This is a genomic window from Syntrophus buswellii, assembly GCF_046097065.1.
Classification (GTDB): Bacteria; Desulfobacterota; Syntrophia; order Syntrophales; family Syntrophaceae; genus Syntrophus; species Syntrophus buswellii.
On record NZ_CP175563.1, the window covers coordinates 1,342,864 to 1,367,131 of the forward strand.

Consider the following 24,268-nt stretch of genomic DNA (forward strand, 5'->3'; position numbering starts at 1 on the left):
TCAGACTGCGAAACCCACCTTCAGAGCTCACGCAACGTCTCCGATTTCCACCGATCCAGCGATGTCAGGGCGCGGAGGGCGTGGCAGGCGCCGCGCTCTCTTTTTTTCAATTTCTGAGGCAGGGCTGGAAATAATCCCCAATTGATGTTCATCGGCTGGAAATTCCGGCTCTCTGCGGACGTGATGTGGTTGACAAGCGCACCCATGGCGGTGACCGGCGGCGGCGGAGGGAAGGCCTTGCCGCGATGAAATGCGGACGCGCTCAATCCGGCGATCAGTCCCATGGCCGTGGATTCGATATATCCTTCAACGCCGGAGATCTGCCCGGCGAAGAAGATGTGCTCATTCTTTTTTAATTGAAGGGTAGGTTCCAACAGTGCCGGAGCATTGATAAAGGTGTTTCTGTGAATGCTCCCGTATCTCGCAAACTCCGCCTCTTCAAGGCCGGGGATCTTCCGGAATATCCGGCGCTGTTCCGGCCAGGTCAGCTTGGTCTGAAACCCGACGATGTTGAAAAGGGTCGCCTCCCGATTTTCCTGGCGGAGCTGTATCACGGCATAGGGGATTTTCCCTGTTTTCGGGTTGAGAATTCCCACCGGTTTCATGGGGCCGAAGACCAGCGTGGATATGCCTCTAGAGGCAATCACCTCGATGGGAAGGCAGCCGTCAAAATACTTCGGATCCTCGAAATGCCGAAGGGGTACGGTCTGTGCGCCCATCAGTTCCCGCCAGAAGTTTTCGTATTCCTCTTTTTCCATGGGGCAGTTCAGGTAGTCACCCTGTCCTGTGGAGTCATATCGAGAAGCTCTGAAAACCTTTTCGAGATCGATGGAATCTCCTTCAATGATCGGCGAAATCGCATCGTAAAAATAGAGATAGGAGCTGTCCGTGAGCCTGGCGATCTCATGAGACAGGCCATCGGAAGTCAACGGCCCCGTGGCGATGATCACAATGCCTTCGGAAGGGACTTCGATCATTTCTTTGCGGATGATCGTCAGGTTGGTAAAGCTGTTGAGGCGGTTTTCAATAACGCGGGAGAAGGCATGGCGATCAACAGCCAATGCCTTTCCGGCGGGAACGGAGGTTTCATCCGCCGCCTTCATGATCAGCGAGTCCATCCTGCGCATTTCTTCCTTCAGAAGACCTGCTGCATGATCCGACACGTTGGAGCGGAGCGAATTGCTGCAGACGAGCTCTGCGAGAGACCCGGACCGGTGGGCCGGAGAAAATTTTTCCGGCTTCATCTCATAAAGGACAACAGAATGCCCCCGGTTGAGGAGCTGCCAAGCCGCTTCACATCCCGCTAGACCTGCGCCGATAATGGTGACGGGGTCCTCTTCGTGCATGTCCTTCTTTTTAAAAATGCCCACTGAAATTACTGGTCCTTGTCCGTGTATCCGCACTCCTTGTTGGGACAGGCTTTGTAGGTTCCCTCGTTGCGGGAGTACTTTTCAACCAGAAAGGGGGAATGGCATCGGGGGCAGGATTCGGGCACGGGCCTGTCCCACAGGGCAAACGTGCAGTCGGGATAGTTGGAACATCCGAAGAAACTTCGTCCCTTCTTGGTCCGCTTTTCGATGATCTCGCCGTTGCAGCCTTCCTGTGGGCATTTGACCCCGAGGCTGATCGGCATGGTAACTTTGCAGTCAGGATAGCCGGAGCATCCCAGAAAACGGCCGAATCGGCCGAATTTGATCAACATGTTCTTGCCGCATTGCGGACAGAGGGTCTCTGTCATCTCCCCCCCGGGGCTCCTTTTTTCGGTGCCGTCGCCCTGGGGAATGTTCATGGTGTTCCTGCACTCGGGGTAGTTTGAACAGGCAAGGAATTTGCCGTTTCTTCCCCATTTGATGACCATGGGGCTCGAGCATTTGTCGCAGATCAGATCCGTCGGCGTCTCCTCCCGCTTGATGTTCCTCATTTCGATCTTGGCTTTGCTCAGATCCTCCTCAAAAGGGGCGTAAAATTCCTGCAGGGTATCGAGACGCTTCTGTTTTCCCTCTTCGATCAGGTCGAGCTGGTTTTCCATTGAAGCCGTAAAAGAAATATCCAGCACCTTGGGAAAGTTCTTGACGAGGAGTTCCGTGACGATCATTCCCAGTTCGGTGGGGTGAAACTTTCCCTGTTCCAGCCTTGCGTAATTCCGGTCCTGAATGGTGCTCAGAATGTTCGCATAGGTGCTGGGCCGCCCGATGCCTTTTTCTTCAAGCTCACGGACCAGTGAGGCTTCGGAAAACCGCGGCGGAGGTTGAGTAAATTTCTGGTCGGACTTGACCTTCAAAAGGGTAAGCTGTTCCCCTTCCTTGACATCGGGAAGAATGCCTTCCGCTTCCGCGTCCTCGGGTTGCTCCTTCTCCTCCTTTCCCTCGGTGTACACGATGGTGTAACCGGCGAATTTCAGAATCGCCCCCTGGGAGCGGAAGAGATAGGGATCGGCCGATACATGGATCGTTGTCTGATCGTAAAGGGCCGGGTTCATTTGACTTGCGACGAAGCGATTCCAGATCAGGGAGTATAGGCGAAATTGATCGGGCGTCAGAAATTTTTTGACATCCTGAGGCTTGTAATTCAGCGAGGCCGGCCGGATCGCTTCGTGGGCATCCTGGGTCTTTCCTTTATTTTTATAGGCATGTGCTTTTGAAGGCAGAAAAGCAGGGGCATAATTTTCCCGGATATAAGAGCGGACCTCCTGGAGGGCATCGTCGGCGATCCGAACGGAATCCGTCCTCATGTAGGTGATCAGTCCCACGGGCCCCTCTTCTCCCAGCTCAATCCCCTCATAAAGCTTCTGGGCCGTCATCATGGTTTTTTTGGCCGAAAAGCGAAGCAACCGGGATGCTTCCTGCTGCAGCTTGCTCGTCGTGAAGGGAGGCAGGGAGGCCTTCTTGACTTCTTTCTTCTCCAGCTTGCTGACGACAAACCGGGGAGGTGAAGACGGGTCGCCTCCCGCAGAAATCGGAGCGGACAAGAGCGTTACGATGCCCTCGGCCTGCGCCGAATTGGCGATTTTGGCCTTCCTGCCGTTGATCTTGACCAGTTTGGCTTCGAAGGGAGGGGGGTTCTCGCCTTTGAGATGCACGGAGATGTTCCAGTACTCTTCGGGGTTGAATCCCTTGATTTCCTCTTCGCGATCACAGATCATCCGGACGGCGACGGACTGGACACGCCCCGCGCTGAGTCCCCTTTTTACCTTTTCCCACAGAATCGGACTGATCTGATAGCCGACCAGCCTGTCTAGAATGCGTCTTGTCTGCTGAGCTTCGTATTTGTTGAAATCCAGCTCTCCGGGGTGGCTTAGTGCGTCCAGAACGGTGTTTTTTGTGAGATCATTGAACAAAACACGATACACTTCCTTGTTCTTGGCCTTTAACTCCTCCGCGATGTGCCAGGCGATTGCCTCGCCTTCACGATCGGGATCAGGGGCAAGATAAATCCGGCTCGCATGTTTCGCCGCCTTTTTTAAATCGGCGATGACCTTTTTCTTGTCATCGAGGATGCTGTAAGTGGGCTGAAACTCGTTTTGCGGATCAATCCCGAGCGTCTTTTTGGGCAGATCCTTGATGTGCCCTTTCGAAGCCAGGACATCATAATCCGCTCCGAGATATTTTTTGATGGTTTTTACCTTCGTCGGCGATTCGACGATGATCAGGGAATCGGGCATGGAGTCTCCTTACGTTTATAAAGCTTTCCTGGCAACTGCAGAATGGCATCGTACAGTTCCAGATTTAAAAGGCAATTCATCGTTTCATTGACACTGAGTCCTGATTTAGCGATGATCGTGTCAATGTCAACGGTTCCGGATGCCAGGAGATTCAAAATCATTGTTTCATGTTCGCTGAATGAACGCTCTGATGAAGGATGGGAAACGGAAGTCTCCTGGTCCGGCTGCCTCATTTCCCGAAGATCCGTGCTCCCCTTTTTCTCGCCCGGGAGGAGCTCCCTTCGTGTTCGCCTTATCTGGGGCAGAATTTCTTCGAGAACGTCATCGACATTCTCGATCAATTTCGCCCCCTCCTTTATCAGCCTGTGGCTTCCACGCGATCCGTGAAAATCGATGCTTCCCGGAACCGCAAAAACCTCACGTCCCTGCTCCATGGCGATGCGCGCCGTGATCAGAGAGCCGCTGCGCTCGTTCGCTTCAACGACCACAACACCCAGGGACAGGCCGCTGATGATCCGGTTGCGCATGGGAAAATTCGGGGCGTTGGGTGGTGTGCCCGGGGCGTATTCGGAGATCACCGCGCCGTTTTCCGAAATATTCTTATAAAGATCCTTGTTTTCAGGAGGATAAATTACATCCAGACCGCAGCCCAGAACCGCGATCGTTCTGCCCCTGCCGGCAAGCGCTCCTCTGTGGGCTGCAGAATCAATGCCCCTGGCCATTCCGCTGACGATGGTCATTCCATTCATGGCCAGCTCCCTGGCGAGCCTTTCCGTCGTATAGACACCATAGGTGCTTGCCATCCGTGATCCGACCATGGCAATATTCAGATCACCCTCTTCCAGTGTTCCTTTGACATAGAGGAGGGGGGGATAATCAAAAATGTTCTTCAGAATACCCGGATACTCTCTGTCATGTAAAGTCACCAGATGGATATGAAATTTATTCAGCTCTTTCAACTCATTTTCAAGCTTCTGCCACTGATGAAACCCTTTGATCGCTGATGCCGTTTTGGGGCCGATACCCGGAATCCTCAGGAGTTCCGGATAGGTGGCCTGAAAGACGTGGTAGGGGGATGGAAAGAATCCAAGAAGGGAGTTAAATGTAACGTTCCCGATGCCGCTTGCGGATCTCAAGGCCAGCCAATATAAGAGCTCATTGTTCTCCATGACTAAAGTTCTTCCGAACATCCAGATTCATGTGGTCAAGGCAAAAGAATCACTTCATGGATCGGAAAGCGGAGTGCCGCCGGAACAGGAGTTGAACAGAGCGAATGCTGCTGAACTCTGCGGATCCATGATCATGCCGGTGCAATATCCGTGCGCCATCGAATGAGCGGATAAAAGGCTTTGTACTTTATAGAATAATAGCATGGTGTCAAGTCTTTTTAGCAAGAAGACGAGGCAAGGCATCCTGCTTCCGCTCCGGGATACATCGGACAGGCCGCCGGTGCGGCCAGCGGATCGGGGAAAAGAAATGATATGAAATTAAATATATAAAACTATGATATATTCGGCCTTGACAAAACAGGAAAAGCAGTTTAGATACTCACCTCCCTGATTGATGGATCGCATGTCTTCATGCGCCAGTAGCTCAGCTGGATAGAGCAACGGACTTCTAATCCGTAGGTCCCGGGTTCGAATCCCTGCTGGCGTACCATATTGTGTGGTGGGTGTAGCTCAAATGGTCAGAGTGCCGGGTTGTGGCCCCGGAGGTTGAGGGTTCAAGTCCCTTCACTCACCCCATATACAAATTCAGAATTCCAACCTGTCAAGATGAAGAGAAGCCCCTTGAAAAGGGCTTTTCTCGCACTCTGACTCCCCTGTCAATTGTTATAATCCCCATAACGTGTGCAGTCCTGCACTGACTGTTCTCCAGGTCTCCAGACCATCAGATTTCGTACACAGGGGACCTTCCGTGCGGGACGCGATTCTGTCTGTGGCGCTCTTTCTGAATTTTATCCGGGGAAAAAGAGCAACGCAGCGCCCCGGACGATGAAAACGTGTATCTCCCGCAGGAAAAAGCTCTCTTCATGCCTGCAGTTACAGGAGTTGCGACCTTTCTTTCAGGATAGAACCGGCCAGAATACGCTTGACATGGAAAATTCGTGCTTTTATAGTTCCATAAGGATCCGTGCGGCCGGATATTCCTGACGAACCCTCTGACAGGGAAAATCTTCCTGGAGGATCTCTTCTGGCAGTGAAAAGAGCGCCCATCCCGCAAAGAAAACAGCAGTGGTCCGGCGACGGATGCTCACGGGCGTGGCAAACGCGGGAATCGAAGCCTCTAAAGAAACGGTGGCCATGGCAGACTGTGTTGCCTTCGGGTGCATCACTGGAAACGATGCAGTGAAAAAAGCTGCAACCGAAGGATACGGGATGGGACGCCCCTGCTGCTCCCGTCAACGGTCCATGAGGCCGTATCGAAGATTTTTCATATCCTGGCCTGAAGCGGGTAACCCCAGGCAGGAACAAAGTTGAACCGCTTCCTCATTACCTCGGAGATGCCATCCATGAAAACACAACGGAAGTCTCTGTCAGGAAGTATCAAGCCCTTTCTTTCTCTCACCATCCTATCCTTTATCGGTGTTTTTTGTTTCTTCGCCCTTTCTGGCGCCGCTTCCGGGATGCCGAAGCGCCTGTCCAATGTTCCGCCCGGAGACTGCCAGGCCTGCCATGGCGGGGAAAAAGTCCTTCCCGGGACCCACATGGACACAAGGAGCATGACGCTCAAGGGCTGCATGCCATGTCATGCAAGGGACAAGGTTTCCATTAAATCCAAGATGCCGACAAGCCATGTCCACATGCTTTCAGGCATTTCCTGCGAACAATGCCACGGCCCGAAAACCCCTTACGGAAAAATCGGTCAAGAGGTTTGCATCAAGTGTCACAGCAGGGAGGGGCTTGCAAAGGCGCCGGCCAGAGGGCCTTCGCTGCCGAACCCTCACAACTCGCATTTAGGCACTGACGTGGACTGTCTTCTCTGCCATTTCCAGCACAAAAAATCCGAGTTCATGTGCTCCAACTGCCACCAATTCGGCAATGTAACTCCATCGCCGCTGCTCCCCCTGAGCTTTGCCCCAAAGCCCGATGCGGGCAAGGCGGCGGAAAATCGAGGCAAAACCGCGACGGAAAAAGCTCCGGCCGCAGACGGCAAAAGCCCGAAGACCGCCGCACGACCACCCTCTTCTTCGGAAAAAGCCGTAACGGCAAAGGAGGCTGCAGGTCCGAGCTGTATCACCTGCCATTCCAAACCGGAATATCGCCAGTATTTTTCCCAGACAAAGCATGGGAAGCTCAGCTGCGCCGCCTGCCACAAGGGTGTAACAGATATCGCCAAGCACATGAAAAGGACTGAACCCGTCAAAACGGCCTCCTGCGCATCGTGCCACGGGGATATCTCGAAAACGGGATTCCATGCGACGGTCAAAAAATTTTCCTGCGTACAGTGCCATTCGGGAATCCATCCCAAGGAAGCACCCGGGAAAATGATTGTGAAGGCCAAAGTCGAAGCGCCGCCCCCCTTGTCGCTTGCCGCTTGCACCTCCTGCCATTCGGACTCCAAGTTCAAGGAGCATTTTGCCTCCACATCCCATGGGGTACTGGGCTGTGCCGCCTGTCATCAGGGCATCCAGGATCTGAATCGGCACATGTCCGGAAAGGAACCCCAAAAGTCGATTTCCTGCGCCGTCTGTCATCGGGACACGGACGGCTTATATTCCAAGAGCGCCCATGCCGTGAAGGCCAAACTCACCTGTCTCGATTGCCATACCGACATCCATCCTTCAGAATCCGCATCGGCGGGGAAGGACGAAGCTGCGGCAATGCAGACCTGCACGAAGTGCCATGACCAGAGCACATACCTGACAAAGGGTCATGGGGCCCGGCTTCTTGCCGGAAGTAAGGAGGCCGCTTCCTGCGGCGACTGTCACGGCGTTCATGACGTTCCCGTCTTTCCGGCGACGGCGGAAGGCCTGGCCGATAAGAGAGAACACTATACGAACCTGTGCGTTTCGTGTCACCGTGAGGGAGGCATTGCCGGCAAGTATGGGGCATTTCCCCATGCGGTGAGCGGCTATGGAGAGACGTATCATGGAAAAGCGAGACAGCTGGGAAACTATGAAAAAGTGGCGGGCTGCCAGGACTGTCATACGGGGCACAACATTCTTCCGGCCGACCATCCCGATTCTGCCCTGCATCCCCGGGTGCTGGTCGGGACGTGCGGAAAGTGCCATTCTGATTTTCACCCCAGATTCGTTTCTTATGTACCGCACCCGGACCCCGGGAATCCCGAGAAGTTTCTTTCCCTTTACCTGACGGAGAAATTCATGATCGGCCTGTTGGTATCGGTCTTTGCCTTCTTCTGGGTTCATTCTCTTCTCTGGTGCCGTAAGGTCTATGTGGAGCAGAGCTGTCGTATCAAGGAAGGTCTGAACGTCGAGACGGCCGTGCCCGGCGATCTGGGCCGCCAGTACGTCAGGCGTTTTTCACCGCGGGATCGCTTGATGCACATTGTGCTGATCCTTTCCTTCTTCGGTGTCGTGATTTCAGGATTTCCGTTGAAGTATCCCGATGCCGCATGGGCCAGGACCTTGGTCGGCCTCCTGGGAGGCGTGGAGAACGCAGGCACCGTGCACCGTGTCAGCGCGGTCGTCATGTGGCTTCTATTCCTCTATACCTGCTGGTTGTCCCTTAAATTCCTGTTTCCCGGCTTCAGGTTCGAGGGCTGGTTAGGAAGGCTCTTCGGCCCGGATTCTCTTTTCCCGCGCCTCAAAGACGTCCAGGATATCGGGGGGATGTTCAAATGGTTCTTCAACCGGGGCGAAAAGCCACAGTTCGATCGTTGGACGTACTGGGAAAAATTCGATTTCATGGCTGTTTTCTGGGGGATGTTCCTCATCGGGCTTTCCGGCATTATCATGTGGATACCGGAGCTTTCCTCCTATGTCATGCCGGGCTGGATGATCAACATCGTATCGCTGGCTCATTCAGAAGAGGCGTTCCTGGCGTCGGTCTTCATCTTCACCATTCACTTTTTCAATAACCACCTGATTCCGGACAAATTTCCCCTGGAGAAGAACATCTTCACGGGAAGCTACACCCTGGAGGCGCTCAGGAGAGAGCGGCCGCAGGAATACGAACGGATCCTTCGGGAAAACCGACTGGAGGAGGTTGCCTGCAAGGGGCCGGGAACGGGCATCCAGCTCTTTGCCGGCATATTCGGAATCGCAAGCGTTCTTCTTGGGCTGCTCTTGACGGTCCTCATTTTCTGGGCGGTGTTCACGTTGTGATGGGTGAGGATCAGAGAGGTACGCCAAGGGTCTGCAGTGGTGCACTTGCCGGGGGGCTGCCTGCCGGCGGAGGCGCCCGGAGCGCACCGTCGTGCGCAAAAATCCGCCGGCTGGACGGGAGGGCTGCTCTGTCCTTTTTTGACCGCAGGGGGATGACACGGCGGCCCTTCAGGGCTTCCATATAGAAAGACGGCGCCGTTCTTCTGTGCAAGGATCGCAGCGCCGTCCTGATGTTGAGGAATGCCCTGTGTTGAGGAAGGGCAACGTTCTTATTTCAAGATATTGTTTTTTAAACGCTCCTGGGTGGAACGGGGAAGGATGTCTTTCCAGGGGGCATCACGAGATCCCCTGAAGAGTTCTTTATCATCCATATCGTATTCAGAGCCATATAAAATACGGAATCTCGGGGATTTCGCGTCGATTTCCATCAAGGACAGCGTGTGAGAAAGCTTTTCATATCCTTCGACCGGCTCACCTTTATTTTTCAACCACTGAGCGTAATGCTTTTTCCCTTTATCGGAGAACACCACCTTGACCCACACCTGCATGATATCCTTCGTTTTTTGTTTCATGGTCGCCGGGTGATACAGGTAAATGTCCCCCTGATCGGACCTTCCATATTCCACCCAGTCCGATGAGCCGACCGCCGGGTCTGGAAGCAGAAGGAGGATCAGAAAAAAGGAGCAAATCATCGAGGGGATCGTCTTCATAGCCTTTCCTTTCCTTTCCTTTCATTTCAAGTAGGTTCATCCAGGTGACTCAGCATCGACGGCTCCCTCGCCTGGAGAAGCGCTGATCTCCTGGAGGGAGATGCTCCGTCCCGGGGGCATCGACACGCGGGGAATGTCGGGATCCGGGGATTCCCCGCCGAAGGAAAAAAGGGGGGAGGGAACGACCGTCACCTTTTCCCCCCTTCGAGAAGTCAGACCCGAAGCCTGTTGCGTTTATTTTTTGGCTTCAACGGCCCCCATGATCTTCATGTCAAATTTGTGGCATTCCAGGCAATAGACCTTGGATTCCGCATGTCCTTTATGACAGACTGTACAGGCGATGTCTCCCAGATGCGACTTGTGGGGATTGCGGTCTTTAAACTCCTTCGGCTCCGTTTTCTGGGCAAGCCGGTCCATGGGACCATGACAGACAAGGCAGCGATCGTTCTCTACCGTGTCATCGGCTCTGGGCAATCCTTTGCCGTGGCATTGGGTACAACCGATCCCTGCCGCGGCATGCAGATGGTCCATATAGCCGGAGCCTGCCCAGGACTTGAATATGGTCCGCAAAAAATCCATGTCTTTCGCATCCGGTGCTCCCCAGGATCCCTCCCGGCCGATGAGCCCAAAGCTTTTGCCCGGCATCCATTCATGGCAGGCCGTGCAGTCCAGAGATCCCCTGGGGGGAAGATGGGCCATGTGCATCCGCGTCGCAAAGAGATTCTTCTCCGCCCTCCCCTCGAAATCACTCGGATGGCAGGGCATGCAGGAGGCCAGGCTGTTTTCTGCGACGGGCGGATGTCCCTTGGGAAGAACGGAGGCCAGATCGGCATGGCAGGTCTTGCAGGAAACCGCTTCAGGTTTGGCCGCTTCGACACTCAAATCCCCCACCAGGACATAGGGCAGGAAGAACAGCGATGCAATCAAAAACGCTGGAAACAGTAATTTTTTCATACGTCACCTTCATTGATGTGAAGAATAAGGAAAGTGGATGATGAAATAACCGCACCTACCTTCCGGTCATGTTCTCCTCTTCTCTTTTGCCGCATTGGTACCGGCCATCCGTCCAAAGGCAATGGCATCGGGAATCGCATTTCCGCCCAGGCGGTTCGCGCCGTGCACTCCGCCGGTGACTTCTCCTGCCGCATAAAAACAGGGGATGACCTTTCCCCAGATATCAATGACCTGGGCATCCTTGTTGATGCGGAGCCCCCCCATGGTGTGATGCACAGCGGGCCATTGGGCTACGGCATAGAAGGGGCCTTCCGTCAGGGGAATCATCACCTTCGTGAACTGGCGGCCGAATTCGGGGTCTTTACCTTCGGCCATGTACCGATTGTGGTTCCTGATGGTTTCCCCCAGGCTGTCTGCCGGAATTCCCAGCTTTTGAGCCAGCTCCGTCATTGTATCGGCTTTGACGAAGCGGCCTTTGGCGATTCCCTTTTCCACTTCTTCCTTTGTTCCCATTTTTGGAATCATCGCCTCGCAGAACAGAGAATAGGTCGGTTTCATCTTGGTTTTGATCTGGGCCATGGAAACAACGTCGCGGCGCTCCATTTCATTGACGAAACGCTTACCGAGCTTGTTCACGTAAACAATGCCGTAACCAGGGCCCCGGAAGGGATAGATGGCGGGGACATCGAGGATTCCCGTGTCGGGTGCCGCATAGGGGTACAATTGAATGAACGCAAGCTGAAGGGAATCAGCGCCGATGGCCTGGGCCATCCGGATGGTTTCCCCTGTTGCGCCGGGGTGATTCGTGCAGTTGTACTCGTCCAGAATGCCGGGATTGTATTCTCTCAACATCTTCTTGTCTCTGCCAAAGCCGCCGGAAGCCATGATCAGCGCCTTGCCGATCCGGATGTTAACCGTTTTTCTTCCCGTTACGACCTCCACGCCTTCGATGGGGCTCTGGGAATCGGCATCCCTTCTCCAAATCCAGGTTAATTTTGTGTTGAGGCGGATTTTAGCGCCGCGGCTCTCAGCGATTTTTTTCAGGGGTTCCGTGTAGCCCCGACCGACACCCTCGACGTTGGTGTGGGTTCGATAGGCGGAATGACCGCCCGTGCGGTTCAGGATATTCCTGAGCTTGCATCCCCCCTCCTCAATCATCCAGTTCAGGGCGGGTGTTGCCCCGTTGACGAAGACCTCGACCAGTTCAGGAAAACTGTAGAAGTCTCCACCCTTCAACGTATCGTTTTTGTGCAGTTCAACGCTGTCCTCTCCCAACTGCAGTTTTTCCCTTAAATGCAATTGGTCGTCCCAGGAATTGTACTCACCGCCGTTGATGATGGAATTCCCCCCGTAAGTCGGCATCTTTTCGAGGATGATGACCTTGGCGCCTCCGCCGGCCGCTTCCGCCGCCGCTGCGAGTCCAGCGAAGCCTGAACCGATCACGACAACATCCCACGTTTCATCCCATTTGGAGGGAAGCTTTTTGACGGCCGCTTCTGCCCTATCGGGTGCGGACATGTTGAGCGCCAGGCCGCCGCCCACCGCCACAGCGCCCATGGCGACAGCCCCCTTGAGGACCGATCGCCTGCTTACGCCGTTGCCTTCCATACTTTCCTTTTCTGGTTTCATAGTGTAACCTCCTTTCGTTAAACGATATTGAATTTACACAATGTCAAAAAAGAACCCCATTTTCCCTGTACAACGAATCCCCTGCTACAAGAAAGCCCCATTTCTATTCCCACCAGAAACAGGGCTTTCATAAGCTTTTCAAGGCGTCACCTTTTAACCAGGGTTCAAGCGGGTTGACAAGCCACCGACAACCTCATGGCTCTTACTTCGGCCCCTCATTCCATGAAAAGTCAAGGATACATCCTTTCAGGAAGATCCTTTCCCGTTTTGATCCTTGACAACATCAAGAACCTCATATATACGGTTCCCTTGTGTTTCCGGGTGCCCGTTCAAAGCCAGGACCCCCTGACGTTCAACAGGATCTCAAAACATGGGCTCTGAATGGGAGTAGTCCTGACTCGCCCATCCCGGAACAGAGACATGTGTAACCAACAAGCTTGCGCCCGTAGCTCAGCTGGATAGAGTCGCAGACTTCGAATCTGTTGGTCGTAGGTTCGAATCCTACCGGGCGCGCCATAATTCCGCATTGCGGCAAAGCACGTACCCAACAAAAAGTGACCTCTGAAAAATCGATGCTTTTCAGAGGTCATCGTGTCTTCAGCATCGAAACTTCAGCCCTTTCCCCTCTGCTGAAATCTTCTCCCTAAAAGCTGATTTTTAAAGAGCAAGCGGACTGTTCCGTTCATGGATATGCGCCATGCCGGCAATTCTTCCTGACTAACGGTTTTTCGCATTCATCGGATCCCCCTTGTAGCCCAGGGCCTTCCAGTCAAGGCGGCCTTTCTCGCTATGGCAGTCAAGGCACTTGAGTGATTTCGCCTTGGGTACCACCATGTGATGGACCGGCCAGGCCATGTCGGTTTCCACGAAACCGTACTTGCCGCTGTAGGGCAGGCCGGCTGCCTTCATGCCGGAGGCGATGGCGGCGTTCCAGTCGTACTTCACCCAGTAGGCGTTGCTGTCCGGCGCACCGAAGACCTGTACAAAGGCGATCGTGTTGTTCCCGCTGTCGTAGGGCTGCTTTCCTTTCATGATCTTGAAGGGGTATATCCTTGCCTTGGGATCGTTTCGGCTGCCTATCGGGGTGGCGAGCCGGACCGGTTCGGCCGGGTTGATCTTTTCTCCCGCCAGGTAGCGATCAAAGGTCCCGTTAAACCACATGTAGGTGGGAACGACGTCCTTTTCCCATTTGAAGTCTCCCTTCATCCGGTCATAGGTCTTCTGGCCGTACTGGTCCTTCGGGGCGTCTTCAGGCTTAACCTCGCGGCCCGCCGTGGACCAGTCCCACCAGACCTTGGTGGGCATGGACTTGGCAAACGTCGGAATGTGGCAGCTCTGGCAGGCCACCCTCTCGGTGTGCTTGTTGACCAGGGCGTTTTTATGAACGCTGCCCGTGTGGCAATCACTGCAGTCGATGTGGGTGGGGGCGGCATGGGAGATGGTAACGGAGGCGGCTTCGCCCTTCAGGAGGTGGTCCTTGGCCTGGTGGCATTCCTGGCACTCCATTTTCTTCGCACCACCCATGTGGATATCGATCTCCGGGGTCGGATTGATCAGGGATGTGTCCAGATCACCATGCTTTACATGGTCGCCCCCGCCTCCATAGAAATGGCAGGAGCCGCACGTGGCCCGTGAGGTGGGGCCGACGGAATGGGCCACCTTGACGAGGTCGACGGGCAGCCACAGCTTTCCCTTGGGAAATTCTTTCTTTTCCCCTTCATAAACAGGATGGCCCGCACTGGTGGGGAATTTCTTGTACGTGCCCGTTGTATCGTGGCAGACCAGGCAATCGACATTTTCCGCCTTGGAAAAGTCGAAACCGGCATCCTTGAAGCCGTACCCGGCGTGACAGCTCGTACAGCGGGGCCAGTTTCCGGGAAGTCCCACGCAGAAGTTATTCAGGGCATTGACCTTGCCGATGTCGACCTTTCTGCCTTTTTTGTCGAACTGAACTTTGGACCATGTCCAATGAACGGTCTTCATAAAGTCCCTGGTTTCCTTCTCGTGGCATTCTATGCACCGCTTGGTGACCTCAGGGCCGTTCTTGAAAGGCCCTTTACCGACGAGGGCGCTGTGGTCCGCCTCGGCGACCGGCGACAAGGCAAGCAGCAACGTCACGACGGCCGTGGAAATGATTCCGAAAATCTTCATGCGAAGCCATCCTCCTTTCCATATATAGTAGTAATAGAAGAGATTATAAGGGAAATATCTGTGTATGCAAATGATAAATAACGTCTGCCCGGTGAGCTCTGTAACAATCAGGACCGCCCTTCCAGGATCGCAGAGGGGGGCGAAGCAGCCTTCATGCTGTTTATGTATTAGAAAATAAAGATGAATTTCGGTTGGAAGATCGGCCGCCGGAACGTATACCCTGGAGACGCGACGGCCGGAAATGCGGTGAAAAAATTTCCAATTCTTGTTTTACTCGAGCCGCTTTTCCCTCTTGCTTATTTTACGATGTTCCTATATTTTGCCCCCTCTGTTTTCGGGGGTCAACACAAAAAGAGTGTTCTGGAGAGCGTTTGGAAAGCCTGATTTTCCTGAGCGTAAAGGCGATGGGGTTATCAGCCGGACATCGTTCATCCTGCAATCGGGTATAAAAAGAGGCCGTTGTGACGGATCTGAATCCCGTCAATCGAGCCTGAAGTTCCCCAGCGGCGGAATTTCATATCCCCGTCTGTCCGGATTCGAAGACGGTCTGAGGCTGAAACACCTTGCAGATAAAAATGTGTTGACTAACCATAAGGTGCATATTAGTAATTAAAAATATTCATAAATATTCGGGATCACAAGTTCGATTGGATAAGAAGAATCTCTATATTTCCACGATCGGCTGCCAGATGAACGTTCACGACTCTGAGCAGATGGCGGCGCTGATGGAAAAGGAAGGATACGTCTGTACGGATGACGTCGGCCAGGCGGATCTGATCCTTCTCAACACCTGCAGCATCCGGGAAAAAGCGGCCCAGAAGGTCATGAGCACACTGGGAAGATACCGGAGGCTGAAAACAAAAAAGGCGAGCCTGATCATCGGGGTGGGCGGCTGCGTCGCTCAACAGCTCGGCGAGCGGCTCTTGCTGAAAGTACCGGATCTCGATCTTGTTTTTGGCACACACAATATTCACAGGCTTCCGGAATTCATCTCCGAAATAGAAAAAACCGGAAAAAAGATCGTGGAAACGTCGCTTTCCGAAAAAACACCGTCCCTGGGAATCCTGACCCCGCCTCGGAAGAGCAAGGTGACGGCCTTTGTGACGATTATGCAGGGGTGCAACAACTTTTGCGCCTATTGTGTGGTTCCTTACCTGCGGGGGCGGGAGGAGAGCCGACCCTTGGAAGATATCCTGGAGGAGATTGCCGGTCTTGCCCGGTCCGGCGTGAAAGAAGTCACTCTCCTGGGGCAGAATGTCAACTCTTACGGCAGGTCGACGAAAGGGGCGACGGGTTTTGTCGAACTGCTCAGCGAAATTGAAAAGATTGAAGGGATAAAACGGATCCGCTTTACCACCTCACATCCCAAGGATATTTCGGATTCCCTTATTGAAGCCTTTTCTCAATTGGGCAAGCTGTGCAAGCACATTCATCTGCCTGTCCAGTCGGGCTCGGATCGCATCCTTTCCCTGATGAACAGGCGGTATACGAAAAACGACTATCTCGAAAAAGTGGAAAAGTTGAGAAGATCCTGCCCGGAAATCAGCATTTCTTCGGATGTGATCGTAGGATTTCCCGGTGAAACGGACGGGGATTTTCAAGAAACAATTGACATGATGGAAGAAATCAGATTTGATACTCTTTTTTCGTTCAAATACTCGGAACGGCAGGGAACGGCAGCCTTGAAAATGGAAGGAAAAGTCAGCGAGCCTCTTAAAAAGGAGCGGCTTCGGATCTTGCAGTCCCTTCAGGAGTTGCATACACTGGAGAAAAACAAGGCGATGGAGGGGCACATAGAACAAGTCCTGGTGGAGGGCTTCAGCAAGAATTGCCGGTCGGATGTCATGGGACGGACAAGTACGAATAAAATCGTAAATTTCACTGGTCACGGGGATCTGGTTGGAACGATTGTTCCTGTGCGCATCAAAGAAGCTTATCTGCATTCCCTCCGGGGAGAAATGCTCTGAAAGGAGATACCTTCGTGCAAATTGAAATGAAAGTATCCGGATTAACGATTGATCCGATTACAAACACCCCGATCGTCATCCTGAAGGATTTTCAGGAAAAAAAGGCCATCCCCATCTGGATCGGTATATTCGAAGCCAGCGCCATTGCGACGGAACTGGAGAAGATCAAATTTTCCCGCCCCATGACTCACGACCTGCTGCGGGATGTGCTGACGACCCTGGAAGCCGTGGTCACCCGGGTTGAAATACATGATGTCAGAAACAATACCTTTTACGCGAGCATTATCCTCACCAGGGACAACCAGGACTATACCGTGGATTCGCGGCCCAGTGACGCCATTGCCCTGGCTCTGCGGGTGAACGCGCCTATTTTTGTCCATGACAAGGTTATTGAAAAAGCGAGGAGTATCGACTTTGATCCGAACGCCAGTGATGTGGATGAGCTCAAGCAGGAAAAGATGAAGGAGTTTCTTGAAAATCTGTCCAATGACGATTTCGGCAAATATAAAATGTAATGTTTTTCTTTCCAGGGAGAAAATCCGGGAACGCTCCGTGAGGCGCTGAGAATGGATAAGCGGATCGAGGGGTTTGATCGCTATATGGACCTGGAGAGAAACCTCTCGGCCCACACACGGAGAAATTACCTGGATGATGTGAGGCAATTTAAAAGATATTTTCAGGAGAATTGCCCTGAGGCGCAGGTCTCATCGGCCGCTTCCTGGGATCAGGTGGATTATTTAACGGTGAGATCCTTTCTGGGGAGTCTCTTCCGGAACAAACTCAAAAAGGTGACGATCGCTCGAAAACTGGCGTCCCTGAGGGCATTTTTCAGATTTCTGGTGTCTTGCGGAGAGATCCGTCAAAATCCCTTGGAGGCCGTTCAATCCCCACGGAGGGAGAAATACATCCCCTCCGTTCTTTCTGTCGATGAAGTCTTTGCCTTGCTGGATCTTCCCTTCAGCAGGGATCTCTTCGGCTTGCGGGATAAGGCCATCCTGGAGCTCTTCTACTCCAGCGGTATCCGCCTCAGTGAGCTGGCGGGGATCAATGAGGAGGATCTTGATTTGTCCCAAGGGCTTGTCAAGATCCGCGGGAAGGGGAGGAAGGAGCGGATTGTGCCTGTGGGAGGGACGGCCAAGGCGGCGCTTAAGAGTTACCTCGGGGAAAAGCAGGGGCAGAGGCCGGCGGAGGACCGGGGGGGGCCATTGCCTGTCCCCGTATTTGTCAACCGCCGGAACGGACGATTGTCGACACGAAGCGTCGCCAGAATTTTGAGCAAGCATGTCTCCCGGAGCGGCATTCAAAAAAGGGTGAGCCCTCACATGCTCCGTCACAGTTTCGCCACGCACCTCATGGATGCGGGGGCGGATCTGCGGTCGATCCAGGAGCTCCTGGGCCATGAAAGTCTTTCGACGACGCAGAAATACACGGCGGTCAGTGTAAATCAGCTGATGGCCGTGTATGACAGGGCACATCCAAAAGCCCGGGGAGGTTGATGAAGACAGGATGGGAAAAATGAGAGGAACGACCATACTGGCGGTTCGGCACAAGGGCAAGGTGACTGTGGCCGGTGACGGGCAGGTCACTCTGGACATAACGGTCATGAAGCACGGAGCCAGGAAGGTGAGGAGGCTGTATCATGATGAAGTGATCGTCGGATTTGCCGGAACAACGGCCGACGCCTTCACCCTTTTCGACCGTTTCGATTCCAAGCTGGAGCAGTATAGCGGAAATCTGCTGCGGGCAGCGGTGGAACTCACAAAGGACTGGAGGACGGACCGGGTGCTTCGCCATCTTGAAGCCCTGATGATCGCCGTGAGCAAAGAGCATTTTCTCATCATCTCCGGAAATGGAGACGTTATCGAGTCCGACGATGACGTCATGGCGATCGGTTCAGGGGGACCCTACGCCCTGGCTGCAGCCCGCGCCATGGTCCGTTATACCGACTTGCCGGCAACGGATATTGCCCGGGAAGCGGTCAAGATCGCTTCCGAAATCTGCATCTATACAAACGACCGCATCACGGTGGAAGAGCTGGAGATCGAAGAGGATAACGAAGGAGAAGGAAAGAAGGCTCGCAAGACCAGGGCTCGGAGCTGAGAAGCTGCTGGAAGGAGACGCTGCATGTCATCAAATTCATTAACACCTGCGGAAATCGTTGAAAAGCTGGATCAGCACATCATTGGTCAGGATGATGCCAAGCGCGCGGTAGCCATTGCCTTGAGAAACCGCTGGCGGCGGCAGAATGTGCCCGACGAGCTCCGTGATGAAATCGCCCCCAAGAATATCATCATGATCGGACCCACGGGGGTGGGAAAAACGGAGATTGCCCGCAGGCTGGCCAAAATCGATAATTCCCCCTTCCTCAAGGTGGAGGCATCGAAGTTTACGGAAGTGGGATATGTCGGCCGGGACGTTGAATCCATGATCCGGGATCTCGTGGATCTGGCTGTGAACATGGTCAAGGCGGAAGAGCAGGAAAAGGTCGGCGCGAGGGCGGCTGAGATTGCCGAGGAACGGCTCCTGGATCTCCTGCTCCCTCCAAAACCGGTCGAGCGGAACGTTGAAGAGATGATGGGGAACCACACCCGGTTGACGGAGGAGAACGATAAGCCCCAGACCTATGATTCGACGCGAGAAAAATTGAGGCGTCTTCTCCATGAAGGCAAACTCGACAACCGCCACGTGGATCTCGAATTGACCGAATCGCGCAGCGGCCCGATGATTGAGGTCTTCTCCGCGTCGGGCATCGAGGACCTTGGCCTCAACTTGAAGGAAATGTTTGGGAATTTCCTGCCGCAGAAGAAAAAGATCAGCCGGGTAAACGTCTCCGAGGCCATGGAAATACTGAAGGAGGAAGAGGCGCAGCGCCTGGTCGACATGGACAAGGTGACCCGCAATGCGATTGAGCGAGTGGAGCAGTCGGGGATTATTTTTCTCGATGAAATCGACAAAGTCGTGGGAAGCGACACGCCCTCCGGGCCGGATGTTTCCCGGGAAGGGGTGCAGCGCGATCTCCTGCCCATTGTGGAGGGGTCGAATGTGAACAGCCGTTACGGCATGGTCAAAACCGACCATATCCTCTTCATTGCCGCGGGGGCCTTCAGCTCGTCAAAGCCCTCGGATCTGATCCCTGAACTTCAGGGGCGCTTCCCCATCCGTGTGGAGCTTGATTCCCTCGGGAAGGAGGAATTTATCCGCATCCTCCAGGAGCCCAACAACGCGCTTCTCAGGCAGTACACGGAAATGTTGGCCACGGAAGGCGTCCGGCTCGTTTTCAAGGAGGATTCCATCGCCGAAATCGCCGATGTCGCGGCAGTGGTCAATGAACGAACGGAAAATATCGGCGCACGGAGACTCTATACCATCATGGAAATTCTGCTGGAGGACATCTCCTTCGACGCCCCGGAGCTCTCGGGACAGGAAGTGGTCATTGATGCGCAATACGTAGAGGACAAGCTTTGCGACATCATTGAAGATGAAGATCTCAGCCGTTACATTCTTTAACGAACCTTCGGGAGGAACGGGCACCCCTGGTTCCTGCGGCTGAAACAGAAATCGGTTGACGGATTTTACGAGGTCATGAGGTTGGTATGAACAGCATTGAAAAGCCCATGGAGAAGGCGGAGATTCTGCTTGAAGCCCTTCCCTACATTCGACGTTTCTATAACCGGACCGTCGTGATCAAATACGGCGGCCATGCCATGGTGGATGAAGAGCTGAAGCAATCCTTCGCCAGGGATGTCCTCATGATGAAATATATCGGGATCAACCCGGTCGTCGTCCATGGAGGCGGTCCGCAGATCGGCGCCTTTCTGAAAAAACTGGGGAAGGACGCCAGGTTCGTTCAGGGGATGCGGGTAACCGACGAGGAAACGATGAACATCGTGGAAATGGTTCTGGTGGGCATGGTCAACAAGGAGATTGTTGGCCTCATCAACCGCGAGGGCGGAAAGGCCGTGGGATTGAGCGGCAAGGACGGCAATCTCATTTCGGCGGTCAAGTATTACCTCAGCGACGAGAAGGCCAAGGACACGCCGCCGGAGATCATCGACATCGGCCTGGTCGGAAAGGTCAGGGAGATTAATGTCGATTTGATCAACGTACTGGTCCGTGACGGGTTCATCCCCGTGATCGCCCCTACGGGCGCCGGTGACAACGGAGAGACGTTCAACATCAACGCGGACCTCGTGGCGGGCGCCGTCGCTTCCGCCCTGAAGGCGGAAAAACTCATTCTGCTGACCGATGTGCCGGGAGTTCTGAACAGGCAGGGAGAACTGATCAACACGATGACCAACCAGGAAACCCTTGGAATGATCGAAGACGGCACCATTGACGGGGGGATGTTTCCAAAGGTCAAGTGTTGCCTGAAGGCCCTCCGGGAGGGCGTACGCAAGGCTCACATCGTTGATGGAAGGCAGAAGCATGCCATTCTCCTGGAAATGTTTACCGATAAGGGAATCGGAACGGAGCTGGTGGTTTAATTCGGAAAAAGTCCCGAGAGTGTTTCGCCCGAGGGAAAAAACGGGCGCCGGCAGAAATGGAAAAGAGATGACGACAGAAGAACTGATTGCCCTTTCAGAAAAGACGCTTATGGGGACCTATCGGCGGTTCCCCGTGGTTTTGACCAGAGGGGAGGGAGTCCGGGTCTGGGACAGCAACGGAAAAGAATATCTTGATTTCGTGGCCGGCATTGCCGTCTGCAGCCTGGGACATTCGCACCCTGCGGTCGTCGCGGCCATCAAGCGGCAGGCAGAAACCCTCATGCATGTGTCGAACCTTTACCATATTGAGCCCCAGATCCACTTTGCCAGCCGGCTGGTGGAAAACTCCTTTGCGGACAAGGTGTTTTTCTGCAACAGCGGCGCCGAAGCCAATGAGGGTGCAATCAAACTGGCGCGCAGGTATGCCTTTGAGCATATGGCGCCGGAACGTCGTGAGCTGGTCACCATGAAGGATTCCTTCCATGGTCGAACCCTGGCCACGATAGCCGCCACGGGCCAGAATAAATTTCAGGTCGGTTTCGGGCCGCTGCCGGAGGGGTTCAAGTACGTTCCCTTCAACGATCTGGCGGCCCTCGAGGACGCCCTGACGGAGCGGACCTGCGGCGTGCTCCTGGAGCCCATCCAGGGGGAAGGGGGAGTCCGGGTTCCCGATAAGGACTACCTGCGGCAGGTCCGGGAGCTGTGCGATGAGAAGGGTATTTTGATGATCCTCGACGAAGTGCAGGTCGGGATGGGGCGCACCGGCTATCTCTTTGCCCATGAGCATGATTCGGTGAAGCCCGATATCATGACGCTGGCCAAGGCCATGGGCAACGGTTTTCCTCTCGGGGCGGTTCTGGCGACAGAAAAGGTTGCTTCCGCCTTCGTCCCGGGCACTCACGCCTCCACGTTCGGCGGAAACCCCCTGGCCATGGCTGCGGGGCTTGCGGTACTGGATACCATGCTGCGGCAGGGTGTTCTGGAGAACTGCCGCCGGCAGGGAGCCTGTTTTCGTGAGGGCCTGAAAAAATTAAAGGGGAAATATTCCTTCGTCAAGGAAATTCGTGGACGGGGATTGATCCTTGGAATGGAGTTGACGATACAGGGGGGCGACATTGTCCGTTCCTGTATGGAAAAGGGGTTGCTGATCAACTGCACGAACGAAAACGTGCTGCGCTTCGTTCCCCCTTTGATTCTATCGGAATCCGACATCGACCGGGCGGTCGACATTCTGGACAGGGCGATGGGAGAGATGCCATGAAGAAGGATCTGTTAAGCGTTTATGATCTCGGTCTTGAGGATTTCAAAGAGATTTTTGAAAAAGCCCGCCATCTCAAGTCGCTGTACAAAGAGAAGGTCGCCTACGCTCCCCTGAAGGGTAAGACGCTGGGGATGATCTTTGATAAATCGTCGACGCGGACCAGGGTGTCCTTTGAAGTCGGCATCTACCAGCTCGGCGGTCTGGCGCTGTTTCTCAGCTCGCGCGATACGCAGCTCGGCCGGGGCGAACCGGTGAGCGATACGGCCCAGGTCATGTCCCGTTATCTGGACGGAATCATGATCCGGACCTATTCCCAGCAGATGGTGGAAGACTTTGCCGCCTTCGCCGACATTCCGGTGATCAACGGGCTGACGGATCTTCTCCATCCCTGTCAGATCCTGAGCGACCTTTTTACCCTCATGGAGAAGCAGGGAACTTTCCAGGGGAAAAAAATCGCTTACATCGGCGATGGGAACAACATCGCCAATTCCTGGATCAATGCCGCCGCGCGGCTCCCTTTTCACCTGGCGCTGGCCTGCCCGGAAGGCTATGATCCGGACGAATCCATTCTCGCCAGGGGGATCAGGGAGGCACAGGAGGGGATCGTTCTCCACCGGGATCCGGCTGAAGCGGCCAGAAACGCCGACGTACTCTATACGGACGTGTGGGCCAGCATGGGACAGGAGGAGGAGCAGGAGGAGCGCGTCAAAGCCTTTCAGTCCTATCAGATCAGCAGCGATCTGCTGTCCCTGGCAGGGAAGGATGCCGTCGTGATGCATTGCCTTCCCGCCCATCGGGGAGAAGAAATAGCAGAGGAAGTCATTGACGGTCCCCAGTCGATTGTTATCGATCAGGCCGAAAACCGGCTGCATGTTCAGAAAGCGATCATGGAACTATTGATGTAGGAAAGGAGAAAAACAGTGAACACCGGGATCAGAAAAGTTGTCCTCGCCTATTCCGGCGGGTTGGATACATCCGTTATCGTTCAATGGCTGATTGAAACATATGGTTGTGAAGTCATTGCCTTTGCGGCGGATGTGGGTCAAAAGGAAGAGCTGGAAGGCCTCCGGGAGAAGGCGGTTAAAACCGGGGCGAGCAAGATCTACATCGATGATCTTCGCGAAGAATTTGCCCGGGATTTTGTTTTTCCCGCTCTGAGAGCCAATGCCATCTATGAGGGAACCTATCTTCTGGGGACATCTCTGGCCAGGCCTCTGATTGCCAAGCGCCAGGTGGAGATCGCACGGGCCGAGGGGGCCGATGCCGTGTGTCACGGGGCGACAGGAAAAGGAAACGATCAGGTCCGCTTCGAGTTGACCTACATGGCCCTGGAGCCCAACATCCGGATCATCTCCGCCTGGAAGGATCCCAACTGGCACTTCAAATCCCGCGAGGATATGTTCGATTATGCGGAGAAGCACAGCATTCCCCTGCCGCTTACCCGGGAAAAGCCGTACAGCAGCGACCGGAATCTTCTCCACATTTCCCATGAGGGGGCCATTCTGGAAGATCCATGGGCGGAGCCTCCGGAAGACATCTTTACAATCTCCGTATCTCCCGAAGCCGCACCGGACAAGCCGACCTACGTGGAGATTGATTTTGAGCAGGGCAATCCCGTGGCGCTTGACGGCACGCGCCTGAGTCCGGCGACTCTCATGGAAAAGCTCAATGAGATTGCCGGTGCGAACGGGATCGGCCGCGTCGATATGGTAGAGAACCGGTTCGTCGGCATGAAGTCTCGGGGGGTTTACGAGACACCCGGGGGAACGGTGCTCTGGGCGGCCCACCGGGCCCTGGAATCGATCACCATGGACAGGGAGGTGATGCTCCTGAGGGATTCCCTGATCCCGAAGTATGCCCAGCTGGCCTACAACGGATTCTGGTTCGCCCCGGAGATGGAAGCCCTGCAGGCCCTGATCGATGAAACACAGAAAAAGGCAACGGGAACAGCCCGGATAAAGCTGTATAAGGGTAACTGCATCGTCGTGGGTCGAAAGTCTCCCTATTCCCTGTACAGTGAGGACTTTGCCACCTTCGAGAAGGATGAAGTCTACAATCAGATGGACGCAACGGGATTTATTCGCCTCAATGCCCTGAGGCTGCGCATTGCGGCAATGAAGAAATAAGGCGGCTGACTTCCGCTGCAAATGGGAATATCGGG

At 54.3% G+C, this 24,268-nt stretch carries 19 protein-coding genes and 3 tRNA genes; 14 read left to right on the forward strand and 8 right to left on the reverse strand.

All coding sequences use genetic code 11. The features are described 5' to 3' along the window. Positions 1-20 precede the first annotated feature (20 nt). Genes trmFO through dprA form a run of 3 tightly spaced genes read right to left on the reverse strand, consistent with a single transcriptional unit; the run spans position 21 to position 4,830 of the window. Positions 21-1,346 carry a methylenetetrahydrofolate--tRNA-(uracil(54)-C(5))-methyltransferase (FADH(2)-oxidizing) TrmFO gene (trmFO, locus tag ACJ77P_RS06005; RefSeq protein ID WP_367360436.1) on the reverse strand — a complete coding sequence of 442 codons (1,326 nt, stop codon included), beginning with the start codon at positions 1,344-1,346 and terminating at the stop codon, positions 21-23. Between the two features lie 29 nt (positions 1,347-1,375). Continuing rightward, positions 1,376-3,661 carry a type I DNA topoisomerase gene (gene topA, locus ACJ77P_RS06010; protein WP_408999281.1) on the reverse strand — a complete coding sequence of 762 codons (2,286 nt, stop codon included), beginning with the start codon at positions 3,659-3,661 and terminating at the stop codon, positions 1,376-1,378. Next, positions 3,646-4,830 carry a DNA-processing protein DprA gene (gene dprA, locus ACJ77P_RS06015; protein WP_408999282.1) on the reverse strand — a complete coding sequence of 395 codons (1,185 nt, stop codon included), beginning with the start codon at positions 4,828-4,830 and terminating at the stop codon, positions 3,646-3,648. The genes topA and dprA overlap by 16 nt, the downstream gene beginning before the upstream one ends. On the opposite strand from dprA, the gene ACJ77P_RS06020 reads away from it, so the two are divergent. From ACJ77P_RS06020 to ACJ77P_RS06035, 4 genes are all read left to right on the forward strand, one after another. After that, on the forward strand, positions 4,829-4,996 hold the full coding sequence (locus ACJ77P_RS06020) for a hypothetical protein (RefSeq protein ID WP_367360433.1): 168 nt from the start codon (positions 4,829-4,831) through the stop codon (positions 4,994-4,996). The genes dprA and ACJ77P_RS06020 overlap by 2 nt on opposite strands. A gap of 247 nt (positions 4,997-5,243) precedes the next feature. Continuing rightward, positions 5,244-5,320, forward strand: a tRNA-Arg gene (locus ACJ77P_RS06025). A gap of 9 nt (positions 5,321-5,329) precedes the next feature. Continuing rightward, positions 5,330-5,406: transfer RNA gene (locus ACJ77P_RS06030), tRNA-His, on the forward strand. A 767-nt stretch (positions 5,407-6,173) separates the two neighbouring features. Then, positions 6,174-8,951: a cytochrome c3 family protein gene (locus ACJ77P_RS06035; protein ID WP_408999283.1), complete on the forward strand. Its 2,778-nt coding sequence runs from the start codon at positions 6,174-6,176 to the stop codon at positions 8,949-8,951. A gap of 269 nt (positions 8,952-9,220) precedes the next feature. Here the strand turns inward: ACJ77P_RS06035 and ACJ77P_RS06040 are convergent, their stop codons facing one another. The 4 genes from ACJ77P_RS06040 to ACJ77P_RS06055 all read right to left on the reverse strand — a co-directional run bounded on the left by ACJ77P_RS06040 (position 9,221) and on the right by ACJ77P_RS06055 (position 12,244). Then, on the reverse strand, positions 9,221-9,523 hold the full coding sequence (locus tag ACJ77P_RS06040; RefSeq protein WP_367360431.1) for a hypothetical protein: 303 nt from the start codon (positions 9,521-9,523) through the stop codon (positions 9,221-9,223). A gap of 174 nt (positions 9,524-9,697) precedes the next feature. Then, positions 9,698-9,853: a hypothetical protein gene (locus tag ACJ77P_RS06045; protein WP_367360430.1), complete on the reverse strand. Its 156-nt coding sequence runs from the start codon at positions 9,851-9,853 to the stop codon at positions 9,698-9,700. Between the two features lie 42 nt (positions 9,854-9,895). Further along, the gene (locus ACJ77P_RS06050) at positions 9,896-10,615 is read right to left on the reverse strand and encodes a cytochrome c3 family protein (RefSeq protein WP_408999284.1); all 720 of its coding nucleotides are present in this window, start codon (positions 10,613-10,615) and stop codon (positions 9,896-9,898) included. 66 nt (positions 10,616-10,681) lie between these two features. Further along, complete coding sequence (locus tag ACJ77P_RS06055) at positions 10,682-12,244, reverse strand: flavocytochrome c (RefSeq protein ID WP_367360428.1); 1,563 nt, start codon at positions 12,242-12,244, stop codon at positions 10,682-10,684. A gap of 439 nt (positions 12,245-12,683) precedes the next feature. On the opposite strand from ACJ77P_RS06055, the gene ACJ77P_RS06060 reads away from it, so the two are divergent. Further along, positions 12,684-12,760, forward strand: a tRNA-Arg gene (locus tag ACJ77P_RS06060). 201 nt (positions 12,761-12,961) lie between these two features. Here the strand turns inward: ACJ77P_RS06060 and ACJ77P_RS06065 are convergent. Then, entirely contained in the window at positions 12,962-14,395 is a 1,434-nt protein-coding gene (locus tag ACJ77P_RS06065) for a tetrathionate reductase family octaheme c-type cytochrome (protein WP_367360427.1), read from the reverse strand. Positions 14,396-15,042: 647 nt separating this feature from the next. On the opposite strand from ACJ77P_RS06065, the gene miaB reads away from it, so the two are divergent. The 9 genes from miaB (at position 15,043) to ACJ77P_RS06110 (ending at position 24,233) form a co-directional block, all read left to right on the forward strand. Then, positions 15,043-16,362, forward strand: coding sequence for a tRNA (N6-isopentenyl adenosine(37)-C2)-methylthiotransferase MiaB (miaB, locus tag ACJ77P_RS06070; protein WP_367360426.1), 1,320 nt, complete (start codon positions 15,043-15,045; stop codon positions 16,360-16,362). A 14-nt stretch (positions 16,363-16,376) separates the two neighbouring features. Then, positions 16,377-16,877, forward strand: coding sequence for a bifunctional nuclease family protein (locus tag ACJ77P_RS06075; RefSeq protein WP_367360425.1), 501 nt, complete (start codon positions 16,377-16,379; stop codon positions 16,875-16,877). A 51-nt stretch (positions 16,878-16,928) separates the two neighbouring features. Then, positions 16,929-17,858, forward strand: coding sequence for a tyrosine recombinase XerC (xerC, locus tag ACJ77P_RS06080; RefSeq protein WP_408999285.1), 930 nt, complete (start codon positions 16,929-16,931; stop codon positions 17,856-17,858). A gap of 19 nt (positions 17,859-17,877) precedes the next feature. Beyond that, entirely contained in the window at positions 17,878-18,462 is a 585-nt protein-coding gene (hslV, locus tag ACJ77P_RS06085) for an ATP-dependent protease subunit HslV (RefSeq protein WP_367360468.1), read from the forward strand. Positions 18,463-18,486: 24 nt separating this feature from the next. Next, positions 18,487-19,869, forward strand: coding sequence for an ATP-dependent protease ATPase subunit HslU (hslU, locus tag ACJ77P_RS06090; protein ID WP_367360423.1), 1,383 nt, complete (start codon positions 18,487-18,489; stop codon positions 19,867-19,869). A gap of 86 nt (positions 19,870-19,955) precedes the next feature. Continuing rightward, positions 19,956-20,846, forward strand: a complete 891-nt coding sequence (gene argB, locus ACJ77P_RS06095) for an acetylglutamate kinase (RefSeq protein ID WP_367360422.1) — start codon at positions 19,956-19,958, stop codon at positions 20,844-20,846. Between the two features lie 67 nt (positions 20,847-20,913). Next, on the forward strand, positions 20,914-22,107 hold the full coding sequence (locus ACJ77P_RS06100; protein ID WP_367360421.1) for an acetylornithine transaminase: 1,194 nt from the start codon (positions 20,914-20,916) through the stop codon (positions 22,105-22,107). Further along, a complete protein-coding gene (gene argF, locus ACJ77P_RS06105; RefSeq protein WP_367360420.1) occupies positions 22,104-23,012 on the forward strand; it encodes an ornithine carbamoyltransferase in 909 nt (302 codons plus the stop codon). Before ACJ77P_RS06100 ends, argF begins: the two co-directional genes overlap by 4 nt. A 15-nt stretch (positions 23,013-23,027) precedes the next feature. Continuing rightward, entirely contained in the window at positions 23,028-24,233 is a 1,206-nt protein-coding gene (locus tag ACJ77P_RS06110; RefSeq protein ID WP_367360419.1) for an argininosuccinate synthase, read from the forward strand. Positions 24,234-24,268 lie beyond the last annotated feature (35 nt).